The sequence below is a fragment of the Novosphingobium barchaimii LL02 genome, from assembly GCF_001046635.1.
Taxonomy (GTDB): Bacteria; Pseudomonadota; Alphaproteobacteria; order Sphingomonadales; family Sphingomonadaceae; genus Novosphingobium; species Novosphingobium barchaimii.
Genome location: NZ_KQ130454.1, coordinates 585,783 through 601,618 on the forward strand (window position 1 = coordinate 585,783; position 15,836 = coordinate 601,618).

At 67.2% G+C, this 15,836-nt stretch carries 16 protein-coding genes; 5 read left to right on the forward strand and 11 right to left on the reverse strand.

The features are described from left to right. Positions 1–204: 204 nt before the first annotated feature. Positions 205–1,461 (reverse strand): threonine ammonia-lyase, encoded by a 1,257-nt coding sequence (locus tag V474_RS13280; RefSeq protein ID WP_059151930.1) that lies wholly within the window; start codon positions 1,459–1,461, stop codon positions 205–207. 103 nt (positions 1,462–1,564) lie between these two features. Between V474_RS13280 and V474_RS13285 the strand changes: the two genes are divergently transcribed. After that, positions 1,565–2,473, forward strand: a complete 909-nt coding sequence (locus V474_RS13285; protein WP_059151931.1) for an NAD(P)-dependent oxidoreductase — start codon at positions 1,565–1,567, stop codon at positions 2,471–2,473. Then, on the forward strand, positions 2,470–4,236 hold the full coding sequence (locus V474_RS13290) for an amidohydrolase (RefSeq protein WP_407938331.1): 1,767 nt from the start codon (positions 2,470–2,472) through the stop codon (positions 4,234–4,236). The genes V474_RS13285 and V474_RS13290 overlap by 4 nt, the downstream gene beginning before the upstream one ends. A gap of 238 nt (positions 4,237–4,474) precedes the next feature. Here the strand turns inward: V474_RS13290 and tatC are convergent, their stop codons facing one another. The 10 genes from tatC to V474_RS13340 all read right to left on the reverse strand — a co-directional run bounded on the left by tatC (position 4,475) and on the right by V474_RS13340 (position 12,644). Next, positions 4,475–5,305: a twin-arginine translocase subunit TatC gene (gene tatC, locus V474_RS13295; RefSeq protein WP_059151932.1), complete on the reverse strand. Its 831-nt coding sequence runs from the start codon at positions 5,303–5,305 to the stop codon at positions 4,475–4,477. Positions 5,306–5,315: 10 nt separating this feature from the next. Further along, entirely contained in the window at positions 5,316–5,744 is a 429-nt protein-coding gene (gene tatB, locus V474_RS13300) for a Sec-independent protein translocase protein TatB (protein WP_059151933.1), read from the reverse strand. Between the two features lie 20 nt (positions 5,745–5,764). Next, the gene (locus tag V474_RS13305) at positions 5,765–6,028 is read right to left on the reverse strand and encodes a twin-arginine translocase TatA/TatE family subunit (RefSeq protein ID WP_059151934.1); all 264 of its coding nucleotides are present in this window, start codon (positions 6,026–6,028) and stop codon (positions 5,765–5,767) included. Positions 6,029–6,137: 109 nt separating this feature from the next. Further along, a complete protein-coding gene (gene scpB / locus V474_RS13310) occupies positions 6,138–6,770 on the reverse strand; it encodes an SMC-Scp complex subunit ScpB (protein ID WP_059151935.1) in 633 nt (210 codons plus the stop codon). A gap of 157 nt (positions 6,771–6,927) precedes the next feature. Continuing rightward, complete coding sequence (locus V474_RS13315; protein WP_043977009.1) at positions 6,928–7,722, reverse strand: segregation and condensation protein A; 795 nt, start codon at positions 7,720–7,722, stop codon at positions 6,928–6,930. A gap of 3 nt (positions 7,723–7,725) precedes the next feature. Continuing rightward, positions 7,726–8,739: a beta-N-acetylhexosaminidase gene (gene nagZ / locus V474_RS13320; RefSeq protein ID WP_059151936.1), complete on the reverse strand. Its 1,014-nt coding sequence runs from the start codon at positions 8,737–8,739 to the stop codon at positions 7,726–7,728. A 70-nt stretch (positions 8,740–8,809) separates the two neighbouring features. After that, a complete protein-coding gene (locus tag V474_RS13325) occupies positions 8,810–9,595 on the reverse strand; it encodes an SDR family oxidoreductase (RefSeq protein WP_059151937.1) in 786 nt (261 codons plus the stop codon). 22 nt (positions 9,596–9,617) lie between these two features. Further along, positions 9,618–10,373: an SDR family NAD(P)-dependent oxidoreductase gene (locus tag V474_RS13330; RefSeq protein WP_059151938.1), complete on the reverse strand. Its 756-nt coding sequence runs from the start codon at positions 10,371–10,373 to the stop codon at positions 9,618–9,620. Between the two features lie 16 nt (positions 10,374–10,389). Then, positions 10,390–11,166 carry a carboxymuconolactone decarboxylase family protein gene (locus V474_RS13335; protein ID WP_236711258.1) on the reverse strand — a complete coding sequence of 259 codons (777 nt, stop codon included), beginning with the start codon at positions 11,164–11,166 and terminating at the stop codon, positions 10,390–10,392. 5 nt (positions 11,167–11,171) lie between these two features. Continuing rightward, complete coding sequence (locus V474_RS13340; protein ID WP_059151940.1) at positions 11,172–12,644, reverse strand: aldehyde dehydrogenase family protein; 1,473 nt, start codon at positions 12,642–12,644, stop codon at positions 11,172–11,174. 139 nt (positions 12,645–12,783) lie between these two features. On the opposite strand from V474_RS13340, the gene V474_RS13345 reads away from it, so the two are divergent. The 3 genes from V474_RS13345 (at position 12,784) to V474_RS13355 (ending at position 15,790) form a co-directional block, all read left to right on the forward strand. After that, positions 12,784–13,503: a GntR family transcriptional regulator gene (locus tag V474_RS13345; protein ID WP_059151941.1), complete on the forward strand. Its 720-nt coding sequence runs from the start codon at positions 12,784–12,786 to the stop codon at positions 13,501–13,503. Positions 13,504–13,542: 39 nt separating this feature from the next. Further along, complete coding sequence (locus tag V474_RS13350) at positions 13,543–13,944, forward strand: metallopeptidase family protein (RefSeq protein ID WP_059151942.1); 402 nt, start codon at positions 13,543–13,545, stop codon at positions 13,942–13,944. A 67-nt stretch (positions 13,945–14,011) separates the two neighbouring features. Beyond that, on the forward strand, positions 14,012–15,790 hold the full coding sequence (locus V474_RS13355; RefSeq protein ID WP_059151943.1) for a bifunctional metallophosphatase/5'-nucleotidase: 1,779 nt from the start codon (positions 14,012–14,014) through the stop codon (positions 15,788–15,790). Positions 15,791–15,836: the final 46 nt, after the last annotated feature.

Consider the following 15,836-nt stretch of genomic DNA (forward strand, 5'->3'; position numbering starts at 1 on the left):
CTTCCTCTTGCATTGTGCCAGCGCGTGGTCCGCTTCTGTCCCCGAAATATGCATGCCGCTGCAGCGCGTTGCGAGTCTTTTAACTACAAAAACCGACCGAGCTGCAGTCAAATCGCACCAGTCCGGCGGCATTCGCGCCTATCCGTACCAATTCGGGGCGTCCGGGCAGACAGAAGATTAACCCACCGTCCGCCCCGTGCAAACCTATTCGGTCTCGACCTGCTTCACTTCGTAACCTTCGCGCCGCAGGGCCGAGACCAGAGCATCGAGCTGCGCCTTGTCGCGCGCCTCACACTCGATTTCGGTGACCAGACCCTTGGCGGGCAAGTGCGTGAAGATGCGCTGGTGGAACACCTCGATGATGTTCACATTGTGCTCGTGGAACACCTTGGCGACCTTGAACAGCGCGCCGGCCCGGTCCTGAAGGCCGATCTTGAGCCGCGCGAGGCGGCCCGAACGGGCAAGATCCCGCAGCAGCACGTTGGCGAGCAGGCGGGTATCGATATTGCCGCCCGACAGCACGATGCCGACCTTGCGACCGGCGAACAGCTCGCGGTTGTTCATCACCGCCGCGAAGCCCGCAGCGCCCGCGCCTTCCACCAGCGTCTTCTCGATCTGGAGCAGCAGGGCCAGCGCGCTCTCGATCTGGGACTCGCTGACCAGCAGGAAATCGTCGAGCAGGCCGCGCAGCACCTTTGAAGTCATCAGCCCCGGCGCGATCACCGCGATACCCTCGGCCAGCGTATCGCCGCCGATCGGCAGGGTGGTGCCTTTCAGCAGGTTGTACATGGAAGGATAAAGCTGCGCCTCGACGCCGACCAGCCGGATGTCCGGCTTTATGTCCCGCGCCACGGTGCCCATGCCCGATGACAGGCCGCCGCCGCCCACCGGCAGCACCAGCGTGTCGAGATCGGGCACGTCTTCCAGCATTTCCAGCGCGACGGTGCCTTGCCCCGCCGCCACATGCGGGTCGTCGAAGGGATGGATGAACGTCAGTCCCAGCTCGCCCTCAAGCTTGCGCGCGTGTTCATAGGCCTCGTCGAAGCTCTCGCCGTGGAGCACGACCTTACCGCCCACGCTCTCGGTCTGCATGACCTTCACCGTCGGCGTGGTCTTGGGCATGACGATGGTGACGGGCACGCCGAGCCGGGTGCCGTGATAGCTGAGGCCCTGCGCGTGGTTGCCGGCCGAAGCGGCGATCACGCCTCGCGATTTCGCCTCTTCCGGCAGCAGCAGCAGCGCGTTGAGCGCGCCGCGCTCCTTGTAGGCGGCGGTGAACTGCAGGTTCTCGAACTTGAGCCAGATATCGGCGCCGGTGATCGCGCTCAGCGTGGCGCTATGGAGCGTCGGCGTGCGTACGACCTTGCCCGAAATTCGCTCCGCCGCCGCGCGAACGTCGGCTGCGGTCAGCGGGGCGGCCTCGGCCGCTCCGGGAGCGATGGTGAGCACTGTCTGGTCCATGACGGCGCGAGTACCGGAAACCACGACGAATTGAAAGCACGCTTGCCCGCAAGTCAGTGCCTGAGCGGTTTGCTTTTGCCTAAAATCCGCTAGAACGCGACGTATGAGCGACACCACCATAGACCGCCGCAAGGTTTCCTTCCTCGGGCTGGGGACGATGGGCGGCGCGATCGCGCGCCACATCGCCGAGGCCGGGCACGAACTGACGATCTACAACCGCTCGCCCGAACGCGCGCGCAAGTGGAGCGCCGACAACCCGGGCCTCGCCCACCGCATCGCCGCCAATCCGGCCCATGCCGCGCAGGATGCCGACGTGGTGATCACCTGCGTCGGCAACGACGACGACCTTGCCGACGTGGTGCTGGGGCCCAACGGCGTGTTCCGCATGCTGAAAAAGGGCGGCGTCTTCATTGACCACACCACTGTCTCGGCCCGGATCGCGCGGCAGATCTCGGTCGAAGCGCGCGATCTCAAGGTCCACTGCGTCGACGCGCCGATGACCGGATCGCAGATCGGCGCGGAAAAGGGCACGCTCACCCTGATGTGCGGCGGGCGCGACGACGCGATCGAGGCCGCGCGCCCGATCATGGAAGGCTATTCCAGCCGCATCGTCCATGTCGGCAAGCCCGGCTCGGGCCAGATCGCCAAGATGGCCAACCAGATCTGCATCGCCGGCAACGTCGCCGCGCTGGCAGAGGCCGTGCGTTTTGCCCAGGCATCGCACCTCGACATGGAAAAGGTCTACGAGGCCATTTCCGGCGGCGCCGCCCAGTCGTGGCAAATGGACAACCGGCTCAAGACCATGGACGCCGACGAATTCGATTTCGGCTTCGCGATCGACTGGATGCGCAAGGATCTTGGCCTCAGTCTTGAGGAAGGGCGCGGGCTGGGCGTATCTCTGCCGGTGGCGGCGCTGGTCGACCAGTTCTTCGCCGACCTGCAGGCGATGGGCGGCGGCCGTCTCGATACCAGCGCGATCATCAAGCGCCTCCCCAAGAAGGGCAAGAAGTGAAGCATAGCATTGCGGCAGCCACCATGCTGCTCGCCGGGACTGCCCTGACGGCGCCCCTGTTCGCGTCTCCGGCCCACGCCGATATCCTTGTCGACAACGTCGAAGGCGTCAGCCCCGACGGCAAGGGCGGCGTCGATCGTTTCGAAGGCTTCCTGATCGGCCCGGACGGACATGTCGTGCAGGTCTTCCACCGCGGCGACAAGCGGCCCAAGAAGGTCGACTATCAGGTCGATGGCAAGGGCCGCGTGGTCGTGCCCGGCATGATCGATGCCCACGGCCACGTCATGGCCACCGGCTTTGCGAAGATGACGCTGGACCTTTCCGCCGCCAGATCGCTGGACGAGGCCCTGTCGCGCATCGCGGCATGGGTCGCCGCCCATCCCGAAGCGCCCTGGGTGCTGGGCACCGGCTGGAATCAGGCGGACTGGAACAAGGATGGCAGCGGCGCCGACCGCATGCCCACCGCCGCGCAGCTCGACCAGGTGACCGGCGGCAAGCCCGCCTGGCTCATCCGCGTGGACGGCCATGCCGGCTGGGCCAACTCCGCCGCGCTTTCCGCTGCCGGGGTGAGCGCCGCCAGCGCCGATCCGGCGGGCGGTCAGATCCTGCGCGTGGCGGGCTCCAAGGCCCCGGCGGGCGTGCTTGTCGATGCGGCCACTGCGCTGATCGAAGCCAAGCTGCCCCACACCCGCCCCGACGACCGCGATTCGGCGCTGGGCGAAGCGCAACTCACCCTGCTTGCCGCCGGCGTGACCACCATCGCCGACATGGGCACCACGATCGAGGACTGGCAGGCCTTCCGCCGCGCCGCGGACAAGGGCGCACTGCGCGTGCGCATCGTCTCCTATGCGGCCGGGATCGACAACATGAGCCTGATCGGCGGCCCCCGCCCGACGCAGTGGCTTTACGAAGACCGGCTCAAGATGAACGGGGTCAAACTCTACCTCGACGGCGCGCTGGGATCGCGCGGCGCCTGGCTCAAGGCGCCTTACGCCGACGACGCCAAGGCGAAGGGCCTGCCCCGGATGAGCCAGACGCAGTTGGGCAACCTGATGAGCCGCGCGGCGATCGACAACTTCCAGGTCGCCGTCCACGCCATCGGCGACGAGGCCAACGCCACCGTGCTCGATTCGATCGAGGAATTGTCCGCCACCTATAAGGGCGATCGGCGCTGGCGGATCGAACATGCGCAGATCGTCGACCCTGCCGACATTCCGCGCTTCGGCCGCAACGGGGTGATCGCCTCCATGCAGCCGCAGCATGAGGCTTCGGACCGCACCATGGCCGAGGCCCGGCTGGGTCCGGCGCGGCTTGCCGGGGCCTATGCGTGGAAATCGATCTCGGCGGCGGGCGCGACGCTGGCCTTCGGGTCCGACACGCCGGTGGAGCCCGCCCATCCCTTCGAAGGCCTGGCCGTGGCGATCAGCCGCACCGGCGCCGACGGTCAGCCGGCCGGGGGCTGGCAGCCGCAGGAAGTGCTTTCGCGAGAAGCGGCGCTGGCGGCCTATACCACGGGCGCGGCCTACTCCCTGTTCGCCGAGGACCGCCTTGGCCGCATCGCCAAGGGTTACCGCGCGGACTTCCTGTTCGTCGACAACGACCCGATGACCGCCGCGCCCGAACAGGTGCGCGCGACGCGGGTGCTGGAAACCTGGATCGGCGGCAAGCTGGCATGGTCGGCGGCGCAGGACGGCGGCAAGGCCGGAGTGCGGCGTGAGCGCGACCCGAGGCCGGAACCCGCCAACGGCGCGCAGGGCCGCTAAGGGACCACATCCGGCAGAAAATACCCGTCAGTTGCGCGAAGGCGCGAATCCATCCGGTTTCAGCATTGGGTTTAGAGATGGATCGCCGCCTTCGCGGGGATGACGGAGGGTATTTCGCTTTTGCCGCCGCGGCGCGCACCACGCACCAAGGATTACCGCCCCACTCGGCTCGTCATTTTCCCAATAAACCGAATTCCGCTCAGGCTGAGCTTGTCGAAGCCCCTCGGCAACAGAGCGCTTACTCCGCCGCAGCCTTGCCCGCCGCTTCGGCGTTCTTCTCGATGGCCTTTTCCTCCGCCGCGCGCTCTTTGGCTTCGCGGCGTTCGGTGAACCACATGAGGATCAGCGTGCCCTCGAACAGCAGCAGCAGCGGGATCGCCAGCATAAGCTGCGAGATCACGTCCGGCGGCGTCGCCACGGCCGCGACGATGAACACGCCGACGATCGCATAACGCCGCGCCGCCACGCACTGCGCGCGCGTCACGATGCCGGCCCGGTTGAGCAGCATCAGCAGGACCGGCAGCAGGAAGCTGATCCCGAAGGCCAGGATGAACTGCATCACCAGCGCCAGATAATCGCCGGTGCCGGGCAGCGCTTCCAGCTTGAGGCCGCCCTTCTGTCCCTGAAAGCCCAGGAAGAAGTGGAAGGCGGTCGGCATGACCACGTAATAAGCCAGCGCCGCGCCCATGGTGAACAGGATCGGCGTTGCGATCAGGAAAGGCAGGAACGCCTTCTTCTCTTTCGCGTAGAGGCCCGGCGCCACGAAGGCCCAAATCTGGTTGGCGATCACCGGGAAGCTGACGAAGAAGGCCGCGAACATCGCGATCTTCACTTCGACGAAAAACGCCTCATACAGCTTGGTGTATATCAGCCGGCCCTGCCCCGGCGGAAACGCCTCGGTCAGCGGGCGAACCAGGAACGAGAAGATATCGCTCGAAAAATAGAAGCACACGCCGAACGCCACTGCAAAAGCCAGGAAGGCGCGCAGAAGCCGGCCCCGCAGCTCGACCAGATGTTCGAGCAGGGGGGCCTGGGTATCGTCGATGTCGGAAACGCGGAAGGGCTGCATGGCTTGTGCCTCAGGGCGGCGGCGGGGGCAGGTGCATTTCGGCCTGCCGGGGTTCTTCGCTTGTCGCGTTCGCCCCGCCCTCGGCCTTATGGTCCTGAGAGGCGGCGTGATCCTGCCAAGCGGGCGCGTCCTGCGTGTACGGAGCGGGGTTGGAAACCGCCGGAGCCTGCATGTCGTCGGCAGTCGGGTTCATGCTGGGCAGCTGCGGGCTGGCCTTCATGATCGCCTCGTTCTGCTCTCGCCACTTGCGCTCCATGTCCTCAAGTTCCGCCTCGCGCACCATGGCATCGAGGCCCGAGCGGAAGTGGTTCGAGACCTTGCGCATCTTGCCGATCCAGCGGCCAGCAGTGCGCAAGGCCATAGGCATGTCCTTGGGACCGATGACGACAACCGCCACGATCACGATCAACAGCAGTTCGGATGCGCCGACGTCGAACATCGCCTGTCAGTCCGGCTCGCTCAAACCTGCTCGTTCTTGGTCTCGGTCGGCGTCGCGGCCGGAGCCGGCGGGACGACTTCATCCTGTGGCTTGGCGATCTGCACGGGCGGCACTGCGGGGGTCGACGAAGCGGCCTTCTTGGCCTCTTCCTCGTGCATGCCATCCTTGAAGCTCTTGATGCCCTTGCCGAAGTCACCCATGATTTCCGAAACGCGGCCGCGTCCGAACAGCACGAGCACGATCACCAGAACGATCAGCCAGTGCCAGATCGAGAAGCTACCCATAACCTCAACTCCAAAACACATGGTCGGTATCGACCGTCATGCGCCCCATCTAGGCGCTTTGTCGGCAAGTTGCCAGCCCGTCATGGTTCTGACCTGCGGCTGTCACGCCTTAGTCAGGATCTGATTCGCGTTCATCCGCCTTGCGGGTATTTACAGGCCCCAGAACCGCCTCGATCATGTCCTCATCCACCGGATCGAGCAGGCCCGCGGCGCGTAGTTCGTCGATGCCCGGCAGCTCCTTCAGCGTCCCCAGCCCGAAGTGATCGAGGAAGACTGGCGTCGTCGCATAGATGACCGGGCGGCCCGGCACCTCGCGCCGTCCGGCGACGCGCACCCAACCCGCTTCCATCAGCACGTCGAGCGTGCCCTTGGCGGTCTGCACGCCGCGAATCGCCTCGATCTCGGCCCGGCTGACCGGCTCGTGATACGCGACGATGGCGAGCACCTCGGTGGCTGCGCGCGACAGGCGGCGCAGTTCCTCCTTTTCGCGGCGCAGGAGGTGGGCAAGATCGGGCGCGGTCTCGAAATGCCAGCGCCTGCCGCGCTCGACCAGCAGGATACCGCGCCCTTCGTAATGGGCGGCAAGCTGCTCGATGACAGGGCGGACCTGCCCTGCGCCCTTGTCGCCGAAGCCGAGGTGAGCCGCGATCTGTTCGGCGCTCATCGGCTCCTCGGCGGCAAACAGCGTGGCTTCCACGGCGCGGACGAAGTCGTCGGGCTGGGTGTTGTCCGTGATGCTCATAGTGCGCACGCCTGGGGCTTCGACAGGCTCAGCCTGAGCGGGGTTGGGAGCAAGGCTGGAGGACCGCTCAGGCTGAGCGGCGCTAGGCGGCCGCTTGAAACTCCGCTCAGGCTGAGCCTGTCGAAGCCCCCGCGGCTCCGCTCAACGTGTCGACAAATCACGGCTTCACCGCCCGCAGGCGCAGCGGCCCGAACGTCTCGTCCTGCACGATCTCGGCCTTGCCGGTGCGCGCCAGTTCCAGGGCCGCGACGAAGCTGGAGGCCAGCGCCGAACGCCGCAATCGGGGATCGGCCCAGGTATCGTGAGCCGGGGGCAGAAAATCGCGCAGGTCCATCCAGTCGATCGCCACACCCAGCATCGAGGATACCCGCTGGATCGCGCTGTCCAGCGTCATCACCATCCGCTCGCGCACCATGTGGACGACGGGTTCGGAGCGCACCTTCACATCTCCGTAAGCCCGCACGAGATCGTACCACGAACACTGCCACAGCGACTTGCGATCAACCCGCAGCCCCTCCGGCGCGCCGCGCGCGAAGACGTCGCGGCCCAGCCGGTCGCGGCCCATCAACCTCCCCGCCGCCTCGCGCATGGCGCCCAGGCGTTGCAGGCGCATCTGCAGGCGCAAGGCCATTTCCTCGGGGCTGGGATCTTCCGCCTCGTCGCGCGGGAGCAGCATCGCGGATTTCAGGTAGGCGAGCCAGGCCGCCATCACCAGATAGTCCGCCGCCAGTTCCAGCCGCAGCGCCTCGGCCTGCTCGATGTAGGTGAGGTAGGCGTCGACCAGTTCGAGGATCGAGATCGTGCGCAGGTCCACCTTCTGGCGCCGCGCAAGGTCGAGCAGCAGGTCGAGCGGGCCCTCCCAACCGTCGATGTCCAGATAGAGCGCGTCGTCCTGCGCTTCGGCGCGGTCCTCCCCGCCCCAGCCATCGAACAGGCCCGGAGCCTCGGCCATGGGTCAGGCCGCCCGTAGCGCCAGCAGCGCGTCGCGCTGGGCGATGAGGCTGGCGTGGTCGGCGTCGGGGAGCGCATCGCCGGTGGCCGCCAGCGCCGTGTCGAGCCGGGCAAGGCCCTGCTCGCCCATCACCGGCACGGCATGCGCGATGCCGACCATGTCGTCCATCTTCGCCCAGCAGTTGAGCGCAAGGTCGCAGCCCGCCGCGATGGCGCCCGCCGCGCGCTCCGGCACCGTGCCGGACAGCGCTTCCATGTCGAGGTCGTCGCTCATCAGCAGGCCGGTAAAGCCGATGCGTTTGCGGATCACCTCACCCACCACGAAGGGCGAGAGGGTGGCGGGGTTTTCATCGTCCCAGGCGGTGTAGCGCACGTGCGCGGTCATACCGATCGGCGCCGAGGCCAGGGTGCGGAACGGCGCGATGTCCAGTTCCAGTTCCTCGGCCGTGGCGGTTACGGTGGGCAGTTCCTTGTGGCTGTCGGCCATGGCACGGCCGTGACCGGGGATGTGCTTGATGCACCCGGCCACGCCTGCGCGGGCGAACCCGTCAAGGATCGCGCGGGCCAGCGCGGCTACGCGCATCGGTTCCGATCCCAGCGCACGGTCGCCGACGACATCGTGCGCGCCGGGCTGGCGCACGTCGAGCGAGGGGTGCAGGTCGACAGTGATGCCCGCTTCGGCAAGGTCGAGGCCCAGCGCATGGGCATTGGCGCGCGCGGCCTCGATGGCGCTGGCGGGGGCCAGGTCGTAAAGCCGGTCGAACACCTCGCCGGGGGGGTATTTCGGCCATACCGGCGGCTTCAGGCGTACCACCCGGCCGCCTTCCTGATCGACGCAGATGAACAGGCGGTCGCGCCCGTGAAGGCTGCGCAGTTCGTCGGTAAGCGCGCGAACCTGCTCGCGGCTCTGTGCATTGCGGCCGAACAGGACGTAGCCCGCCGGATCGGCATCGCGGAAGAACGCACGCTCGTCAGCGGTCAGGGTCAGGCCGGAGAGGCCGAAAAGAGCCGGTATCATGCCCGGTTTGGTCGCAGAAAGGCCGGCATTTCGCAAGGAAGCCGCGCGACCCGGATGTGGATGGCTTCCTTTAAGGCCGCATCACCCAGCCGCCATCGACATGCATGGTCTGCCCGGTGATCCACTGCCCCGCCGGCGAACACAGCAGCAGCAGCGTCCCGACCAGTTCGTCCGGGGCGCCGCGCGGGTCGATGGCGCAGGTCATTTCGAGAAAGCGGATGAACGGCGAATCGTCCGGCACCAGCAGCTTGCCCGCGTCCGAGGTGACATTGCCCGGCGCGATGGCGTTGCAGGTGATGCCGTCCTTGCCAAGCTGCTTTGCCAGCGTGGTGGTCAACCCGACCAGTGCCAGCTTGGAGATACCGTAAATTCCGCTCGCCGGGAACGCCCCGCCGCTGGTCTGGTTGACGATCCGCCCGCCGCCGCGCTCCCGCATCGAGGGGATGACCGCCCGCGCGCAGAGCAGCGCACCGTTGAGGTTCACCGAAAACGCGCGGTTCCAGGCGTCCAGGCTTACCGTCTCGCAGTTATCGTAGCTGATATCGACCATCAGCGCGGCATTGTTGACCAGCACATCGACCCCGCCGAACGCCTCGCAAGCAGCCTTGCCCATGGCGAGGGTGGAGCCTTCATCGGCCACGTCCACCTCTACCGCCAGCGCCTTGCCGCCGAGGGCGGCGATCTCTGCGGCAACGGCCTCAGCCCCTTCAAGGTTGAGGTCGGCGACGACGACGCTCGCCCCCGCTTCGGCAAGGCCCATCGCATAGGCGCGGCCGATGGAATTGCCGCGCCCGCCGGCGCCGGTGACCACGGCCACCCTGCCATCGAGGCGGAACTGATCGAGCGTGAATGTCATCTTCGTACTCCCGCAGACCGGCTCAACCGGCCGTAATACCCTTGTCGATGTCGATGCAGGCGCCGTGGAAACCGCGCCCGGCCTCGGACGCCAGGAGCAGGACCATGTCCGCCACGTCGTCCACCTCGACCTGCCCGCGCATGCCCGAAAACCGCTTGAGCAGCTCGATGTCGCAGTTTTCGGGCGGGCGGTAATTGAGCGCGATATTGGTGACCATGCCGCCCGGCGCGACCGCATTGATGCGGATCGGGGCCTTCTGGAACTCCATCGCCATCGCCTTGGTCATGCCCAGGATGCCCCACTTGCTGGCGCAATAGGCGGCGGCATAAGCCTCGCCGATGTAGGACGCGCAGGAAGCCACGTTGACGATCGCCCCGTTCGTTTCCAGCAGGTGCGGGATCGCGCCCCGCGACAGCACGAAAGGCGCGTCGAGATTGACGGCGATGGTGCGCCGGTACTGCTCCAGCGGCATCTGCGGCGTGTTGGCAAGGTAGATCAGCCCGGCGATATTGCACAGTGCATCGAGCCGCCCGAACCGCGTCGTCGCCTCGGGCACGACCCTCGCGCAGGCGGCGGCATCGGAAAGGTCGACGACCTGCGTCGCCACTGCCCGCCCGCTTTTCGCCAGCAGCGCAGCGGTTTCGGCGAGGCCCTGCGGATTGACGTCGACAAGCCATAGATCCGCCCCCGCCTGCGCCAGTTTGAGCGCGCTCGCCCGGCCCAGCCCCGAAGCGGCGCCGGTAACAAGGGCGACCTTGCCGGTCATATCGGTGTTCATGCTGCTTTCCCCGTCCCTAGCCGTTCCACGGCAACCCCTTGGCCACCTTGCCGATCATCTCCTGCACCACCGCGTTGATGCGCGAGGCCTTGGGCCAGCCTGCATGGGTCCCGTATTGCACCACGAATTCGAGCATCTGCTCGCCGGTGCAGTTGCCGCTCGCCATGGCGGCGTGGATGTGGCTGCGGATCGGGATCTCGGCGGCCGATTCGCACACGCCAACCAGCGTGATCCACCTGCGCGATGCCTCGTCCAGGCCGGGGCGCCGCCACATCTCGCCAAAGACGAAGTTGTTGATGGCCTGAAGGTAGGGCGATCCGGGCGGCCCCGGCGCAAAGGTCATGACTTTGGCGAAGGCGGCATGACCGCCATCGTTGCGGGCCTGCGCGTCCCATGGTTCGGGGCAGATCGGCGGGACATGCGCGGGCGGCAAATCGAGTTCACCCGCCACACGCGTCACCGCGCGGTCCAGCCTGCCGCCGTTGCCCCAGCCCGCATAGACGGCCAGATGCAGCGCCGCCTCGCGCAGTTCGGCAAGGCTGAGGTGCCCGCCGACCAGCGCCCCGCGCACGAAATCGTCGATCTGGCTTTCCTCCAGCCCGCAAGTCGCCGCGCTGGCCATGGCGACGATCAGGCGGGGGCGCATCGGCAGGCAGGGGCGGGTCCAGACCTCGGCCCAGACGAAGTCGCGCCAGGATTCCTCCAGCAGTGTCGCCGGTTCGCGCGGGCTGCGGGCCGCCGCTTCGGCCTCGGCGGCGCGGCCACTGGCGGCGCGGTCTTCGGGATCGAGCATCGCCATCACTCCTGCAGGTTGACCCAGACGTTGCGCACTTGCTGGAACTCGCGCAGCGCCTCGATCCCGCCGAGGCGGCCGTGGCCCGAATGCTTCATGCCGCCGAACGGGACGCAGGCCGTCATCGCCTCGCCCGATCCGTTGACCTGCACCTGGCCCGCCATCATCTGCCCTGCGACGCGGTGAGCGCGGGCAAGGCTGGTGGTGTGAACATAGGCGCCCAGACCGTAATCGCTGTCATTCGCAAGCGAGACGGCCTCCTCCTCGCTGTCGAACGGTGTGACGACGAGGACCGGGCCGAACACTTCATTGCGCGCAATGGCGCTGCCCGGCGCGACGTCGGCCAGCACCGTGATCGGCAGGAAGAAGCCGGAAGCGTGATCGGCCCCCAGTCGCTCGCCGCCGCAGACGAGGCGCGCGCCATCGGCGATCCCACCTGCGACCATGCCCTGAATGCGCTCCAGCGCCGGCTCGGAGATGACCGGGCCCATGATCGTGTCCATCGCCAGCGGATCGCCGATCTTGATGTGCGCCGCCATGGCCGCCAGCATCTGCACGTAAGGCTCGTAGATCGAACGCTCCACCAGTAGCCGCGTGCCGTTGACGCAGCCTTGCCCGTTGGCGCTGACCGCGCCGGACAGCCCGCGCTTCGCCGCCGCCTGAAGGTTCGCGTCGGCAAAGACCAGCACCGCCGACTTGCCGCCCAACTCCAGCCCCACCGGCTTCAGGCTCTGCGCCGCGCTGCCAAGTATCTTGCGCGCCGTACCGCCCGATCCGATGAATTCGATCTTGCCGATGCCGGGGTGCGCCACCATCGCCGCGCCCACGTCCGGCCCGCCGGTGACGAGATTGACCACTCCAGGCGGAAAGCCCGCCTGCCCGATGATCTCCACCAGCTTCATCAGCGAGAACGGCGCGTTCTCCGGCGCTTTCAGCACCACGCAGTTGCCGGCCGCCAGTGCCGGGGCCAGGCACATCGTCGCCGCGAACAGCGGCCCGTTCCACGGCACGATGATCCCAACCACGCCGTAGGGCTCGTACGTCACGTAATCGTGCGCCGGGCCGCCCCAGGTGCTGATCGTGCGGCCCTCGATCTTGTCCGCCCAGCCGCCGAAGTAGCGGAATTTCTGCGCGGCATCGCCGCTCATGTGCGGACCGGCAAGGATGATGGCGCCGTTCTCGATCGAGAGCAGCGAGGTCATTTGCGCCGCATTCTCCTCGGTCAGCGCGGCAAGGCGCAGCATCAGGTCGCGCCGCTTGTCGCCCGGCATGGCGCGCCATGCCGGGGCGGCGCCCTGCGCTGCGGCGACGGCGCGGTCGACATCGCCCGCATCGGCTAGTCGAAGCTGCGCAGTCACTTCGCCGGTGCCGGGGTAGACGTGGTCGAACGCGGGGCCGCTGCCGCCCGCCTCGCTCGTCCCGCCTATGACCAGGGCATGGCCCGGCAGGACCGACCGATCCGGTGTGAGAAATGCCATCGCTTGTTCCTGTCCCAAAGCGCCCGGGCGCCTTTGCGGCTACCCGTCTTGAGCAGGATGTTATGTGCGTTTAAATAGGCGCTCAACGGACTTGAATTGCATTTTTCCTCATCGTCAGCGCCTAGTTGAATGCTATTATATGCCTGTAATTGACGTCCAGCTTAAAGTCCGCCGACGCCGAGGGACGAATCTCGTCACCGCCACCACCGAGGTCTTGCGCGAACGTATATTTGCCGCCGCCCCCGGCGCGCTGATCGGATCGCTCCATGCGCTGGCCCGTAGCCTTGAGGTCGGCATCGTCACCCTGCAACAGGCCGCCCGCGTCCTCGAACACGAGGGGCTGCTGGAAGTGCGGCGCGGCCCCGGCGGCGGCTATTACGGCGCGCGGCCCGACGATGCGGCGCTGGAACGAGCCTTCGACGCCTATCTGCGGGTCCACCCAGCGACTTGGGAGGAGGCGCTGGACATGACCTCGCTGCTGTTCAACGAACTTGCCGCCGCAGCCGCCGGATGCCGGGACGCGGGCCTGCTTGGCGATCTGCGCACGATGGCGGGGCAAGTGGAAACCTGCGCCAGCGACGCGGAGCTGGGCGCCTTCGAGTTCGCGTTTCAGGAACTGCTGTTCCGTATGGTCCGCCGCCCGCTGTTCGAAATGCTCACCCGCGTAACCCTGCACTATGCCACCACCCGGTCCGACGCCCCGGTGCGAGCGCTGGAACACGACATGGATAGCTGGAAGGCAGGCCGCCGCCGCATCATCGCCGCGATCCTCGCCCATGACGGAGCGCTCGCCCGCTTCGAGGCCGATCGCAGCAACCGCGCGGTTATCCTGCGGCACCTCGACGCCGCGCGCGTCTGAGGGTTACCCGGCGGTGCAATCGGTGGCACAGTTCGCCCCATGACACGCCGCTTCGGACTTCCCCCCTCGCCCGCCGAATTCGAGGCGCTCGCCCACGCCGCCTTCGCGCGCATTCCCCAGCCCTTTGCGCAGCACCTCGACGGGATCACCGTCCACATCGAGGAATTCGCCGACGAGGAAACCCTGCGCGCGCTGGAGATAGATGATCCGTTCGGCCTGACCGGGCTTTACCACGGCCGCTCGATGGACACCGATTCGGTGTGGATTTCCGGCGAGTTTCCGCCCCGCATCACCCTTTACCGCCAGCCACTCCTCGCCGAGTGGTGCGAGACCGAAGTGCAGCTGGAAGATCTCGTCGCCCACGTCGTCATCCATGAGGTTGGCCACCACTTCGGCCTGTCGGACGAGGCCATGCACGCGCTGGAGGACGAAGTGCGCTGATAAAGCGCGCGGGTGTTTGCAAAATTCGTCCTTGGAGCGTCACGTTTTCTTGCGATAGTGCCGCCCCATGACCTCCCCCAAGATCAGAGCGCTCCCGCTTCTCACCGCCTCCCTGCTGGCCGCCTGCGCGGCGCCGCAGACCTCCCACCAGACTTCGTCGGTGCCCGGGCCCCAGGCCGCCGCCGCAGGCCCGATCGAAGTGGGCATCGTGGCCATCAACGACTTTCACGGCGCGCTTGAGCCGCCGGGCCAGTCGGTCAACGTCAAGCAGGCGGACGGCTCGATCCTGCCGGTTCCGGCGGGCGGCGGAGCGTGGCTGGCCTCGGCGGTGGATTCGATCAAGGCGCTGCACTCCAACCACGTCGTGGTGGCGGCGGGCGATCTGACCAGCGCCTCGCAGCTTGCTTCCTCACTCTATCTGGACGAGCCGGCGGTCGGCGTGATGAACCGGCTGGGGCTGGAATTCAACGCCGTGGGCAACCACGAATTCGACCGCGGCCCCAAGGAACTCCAGCGCCTGCAAAGCGGCGGCTGCGAGAAGAACGGGCGGCTGGATCCCTGCCAGTTGGAGCAGTTCAAGGGCGCCAGCTACAAGTACCTTTCGGCCAGCACCTTCAAGGCGGACGGCAGCACCCTGTTCCCCGCCACCGGCCTGAAGACCTTCGGGACAGGCGCGAACAAGGTGACGATCGGCTTCGTCGGCCTGTCGCTGAAATCGGTGCCGACACTGGTCGCGCCCGAACAGGTCAAGGACCTGACCTTCGGCGACGAGGCCGAGGCCATCAACAAGGCGATCCCCCTGCTTCGGGCAGAGGGCGCCGACGCGGTCGTGGTGCTGATCCACCAGGGCGGCAAGACCCCGGTAGGCGACCCCAACGGCTGCGACGGCTTCACCGGCGACATCCAGCCGATCCTCGACAAGCTGAACCCCGGCGTCGACGTGGTGGTATCGGGCCACACGCACTGGTCTTACGTGTGCAACTACAAGCCCGCGAACGGCGGCGCGCCGATCCTGCTGACCAGCGCGGGCGTCTACGGCGAACTCGTCACCGACATCACGCTGAAGATCGACCCCGCCGCACACCGCGTGGTGTCCTCGGCCGCGCATAACGTCATCGTCCAGTCCACGCCTTACAAGGCCAGCCGGGGCGAGATCGCCAATACCGATGCCTTCCCCCGCTTCGCCCCCCGCGCCGACGTGGCCGCCTACGTCAAGCAGTACAAGGACGCCTCGATCTCGCTGGTCGAGCGCCCGGTGGGCAAGGTTTCGCAGGCCGCGTCCAAGAGCGACGGCGCCGAATCGGGCACCGGCGGCACGCTGGGCAACCTGATCGCCGACAGCCAGCTTGCCGCCACGCGCGCAGCGGGCGCGCAAATCGCCTTCACCAACCCCTTCGGCATCCGCGCCTCGCTGGTGCCGGCCGCCGATGGTCAGGTGACCTTCGGCCAGCTCTACGCCATCGAACCGTTCGGCAACGAGCTGGTGACCATGACGCTTACCGGCGCGCAGCTGCGCGCCGTGATCGAGGAAGGGCTGGACGATGAGGGGCCGATGCAGGTGCTCTCGCCCTCGGCCGGGCTCATGCTGCGGTATGACCCGGCGCGCCCCTCGGGCAAGCGGATCGTCTCGCTGGCCCTGAACGGCAAGCCGGTGAGCGCGGCTGCGAACTACCGCGTGAGCATGGTGAACTTCCTCGCCGAGGGCGGCGACGGCTTCACGACTTTCGCCAAGGGCACCCAGCGCACGCGCGGCATGATCGACGTGATGGCCTTCGAAGACTGGCTGAAGGCCGTGCCGGTGCGCGAAATCCCCCAGGAAAGCCGCACGGTGAAGGTAGGAAAGTAAGCGCTGCCGTTATCCTCCCCGTCGTGATGCGACGGGGAGGAGCCGT

What these genes read in the sequence shown, in the direction of transcription:
- V474_RS13280 (WP_059151930.1), bottom strand. Translation starts at nt 1,461, where the DNA reads ATGGACCAGACAGTGCTCACCATCGCTCCCGGAGCGGCCGAGGCCGCC.
- V474_RS13285 (WP_059151931.1), top strand. Translation starts at nt 1,565, where the DNA reads ATGAGCGACACCACCATAGACCGCCGCAAGGTTTCCTTCCTCGGGCTG.
- tatC (WP_059151932.1), bottom strand. Translation starts at nt 5,305, where the DNA reads ATGCAGCCCTTCCGCGTTTCCGACATCGACGATACCCAGGCCCCCCTG.
- tatB (WP_059151933.1), bottom strand. Translation starts at nt 5,744, where the DNA reads ATGTTCGACGTCGGCGCATCCGAACTGCTGTTGATCGTGATCGTGGCG.
- V474_RS13305 (WP_059151934.1), bottom strand. Translation starts at nt 6,028, where the DNA reads ATGGGTAGCTTCTCGATCTGGCACTGGCTGATCGTTCTGGTGATCGTG.
- scpB (WP_059151935.1), bottom strand. Translation starts at nt 6,770, where the DNA reads ATGAGCATCACGGACAACACCCAGCCCGACGACTTCGTCCGCGCCGTG.
- V474_RS13315 (WP_043977009.1), bottom strand. Translation starts at nt 7,722, where the DNA reads ATGGCCGAGGCTCCGGGCCTGTTCGATGGCTGGGGCGGGGAGGACCGC.
- nagZ (WP_059151936.1), bottom strand. Translation starts at nt 8,739, where the DNA reads ATGATACCGGCTCTTTTCGGCCTCTCCGGCCTGACCCTGACCGCTGAC.
- V474_RS13325 (WP_059151937.1), bottom strand. Translation starts at nt 9,595, where the DNA reads ATGACATTCACGCTCGATCAGTTCCGCCTCGATGGCAGGGTGGCCGTG.
- V474_RS13330 (WP_059151938.1), bottom strand. Translation starts at nt 10,373, where the DNA reads ATGAACACCGATATGACCGGCAAGGTCGCCCTTGTTACCGGCGCCGCT.
- V474_RS13335 (WP_236711258.1), bottom strand. Translation starts at nt 11,166, where the DNA reads ATGCTCGATCCCGAAGACCGCGCCGCCAGTGGCCGCGCCGCCGAGGCC.
- V474_RS13340 (WP_059151940.1), bottom strand. Translation starts at nt 12,644, where the DNA reads ATGGCATTTCTCACACCGGATCGGTCGGTCCTGCCGGGCCATGCCCTG.
- V474_RS13345 (WP_059151941.1), top strand. Translation starts at nt 12,784, where the DNA reads ATGCCTGTAATTGACGTCCAGCTTAAAGTCCGCCGACGCCGAGGGACG.
- V474_RS13350 (WP_059151942.1), top strand. Translation starts at nt 13,543, where the DNA reads ATGACACGCCGCTTCGGACTTCCCCCCTCGCCCGCCGAATTCGAGGCG.
- V474_RS13355 (WP_059151943.1), top strand. Translation starts at nt 14,012, where the DNA reads ATGACCTCCCCCAAGATCAGAGCGCTCCCGCTTCTCACCGCCTCCCTG.